The following is a 1,632-nucleotide window of genomic DNA, read 5'->3' on the forward strand; positions in this document are numbered from 1 at the left end:
GCCGAGAGCTGATGACGAGTTGCCTTTAGGCGACGAAGTGGTTGATGCCATGCTTCCAAGAAAAGCTCCTAAGCTTCAGATAACTGGGAACCGTACCCCAAACCGACACAGGTGGTTAGGTAGAGAATACCAAGGCGCTTGAGAGAACTCGGGTGAAGGAACTAGGCAAAATGGCACCGTAACTTCGGGAGAAGGTGCGCCGGTGAGGGTGAAGGACTTGCTCCGTAAGCTCATGCCGGTCGAAGATACCAGGCCGCTGCGACTGTTTATTAAAAACACAGCACTCTGCAAACACGAAAGTGGACGTATAGGGTGTGACGCCTGCCCGGTGCCGGAAGGTTAATTGATGGGGTTAGCGCAAGCGAAGCTCTTGATCGAAGCCCCGGTAAACGGCGGCCGTAACTATAACGGTCCTAAGGTAGCGAAATTCCTTGTCGGGTAAGTTCCGACCTGCACGAATGGCGTAACGATGGCGGCGCTGTCTCCACCCGAGACTCAGTGAAATTGAAATCGCTGTGAAGATGCAGTGTATCCGCGGCTAGACGGAAAGACCCCGTGAACCTTTACTATAGCTTTGCACTGGACTTTGAATTTGCTTGTGTAGGATAGGTGGGAGGCTTTGAAGTGGGGACGCCAGTTCTCATGGAGCCATCCTTGAAATACCACCCTGGCAACTTTGAGGTTCTAACTCAGGTCCGTTATCCGGATCGAGGACAGTGTATGGTGGGTAGTTTGACTGGGGCGGTCTCCTCCCAAAGAGTAACGGAGGAGTACGAAGGTGCGCTCAGACCGGTCGGAAATCGGTCGTAGAGTATAAAGGCAAAAGCGCGCTTGACTGCGAGACAAACACGTCGAGCAGGTACGAAAGTAGGTCTTAGTGATCCGGTGGTTCTGTATGGAAGGGCCATCGCTCAACGGATAAAAGGTACTCCGGGGATAACAGGCTGATACCGCCCAAGAGTTCATATCGACGGCGGTGTTTGGCACCTCGATGTCGGCTCATCACATCCTGGGGCTGAAGCCGGTCCCAAGGGTATGGCTGTTCGCCATTTAAAGTGGTACGCGAGCTGGGTTTAGAACGTCGTGAGACAGTTCGGTCCCTATCTGCCGTGGACGTTTGAGATTTGAGAGGGGCTGCTCCTAGTACGAGAGGACCGGAGTGGACGAACCTCTGGTGTTCCGGTTGTCACGCCAGTGGCATTGCCGGGTAGCTATGTTCGGAAGAGATAACCGCTGAAAGCATCTAAGCGGGAAACTTGCCTCAAGATGAGATCTCACTGGGATCTTGAATCCCCTAAAGGGCCGTCGAAGACTACGACGTTGATAGGTTGGGTGTGTAAGCGCTGTGAGGCGTTGAGCTAACCAATACTAATTGCCCGTGAGGCTTGACCATATAACACCCAAGCAATTTGCTTCTGCAGATTGTGGTGGTGAAGACGAAAGAACCGAAAGTTCGCAACATCACAACTATCGCATATCCGAATTCGCTGGGCTGTCCATCTGGACATTCTGGCTACAGAATTTCTTGACGACCATAGAGCATTGGAACCACCTGATCCCATCCCGAACTCAGTAGTGAAACGATGCATCGCCGATGGTAGTGTGGGGTTTCCCCATGTGAGAGTAGGTCAT

2 rRNA genes are annotated in these 1,632 nt (G+C 52.5%); both read left to right on the forward strand.

The features are described 5' to 3' along the window. Positions 1-1,393, forward strand: a 23S ribosomal RNA gene (locus ACEWE8_RS26010); the annotation flags it as partial. Positions 1,394-1,524: 131 nt separating this feature from the next. Continuing rightward, positions 1,525-1,632: ribosomal RNA gene (rrf, locus tag ACEWE8_RS26015) — 5S ribosomal RNA — on the forward strand; the annotation flags it as partial.

Source organism: Pseudomonas sp. TR47 (assembly GCF_044143025.1).
GTDB classification, from domain to species: Bacteria; Pseudomonadota; Gammaproteobacteria; order Pseudomonadales; family Pseudomonadaceae; genus Aquipseudomonas; species Aquipseudomonas putida_E.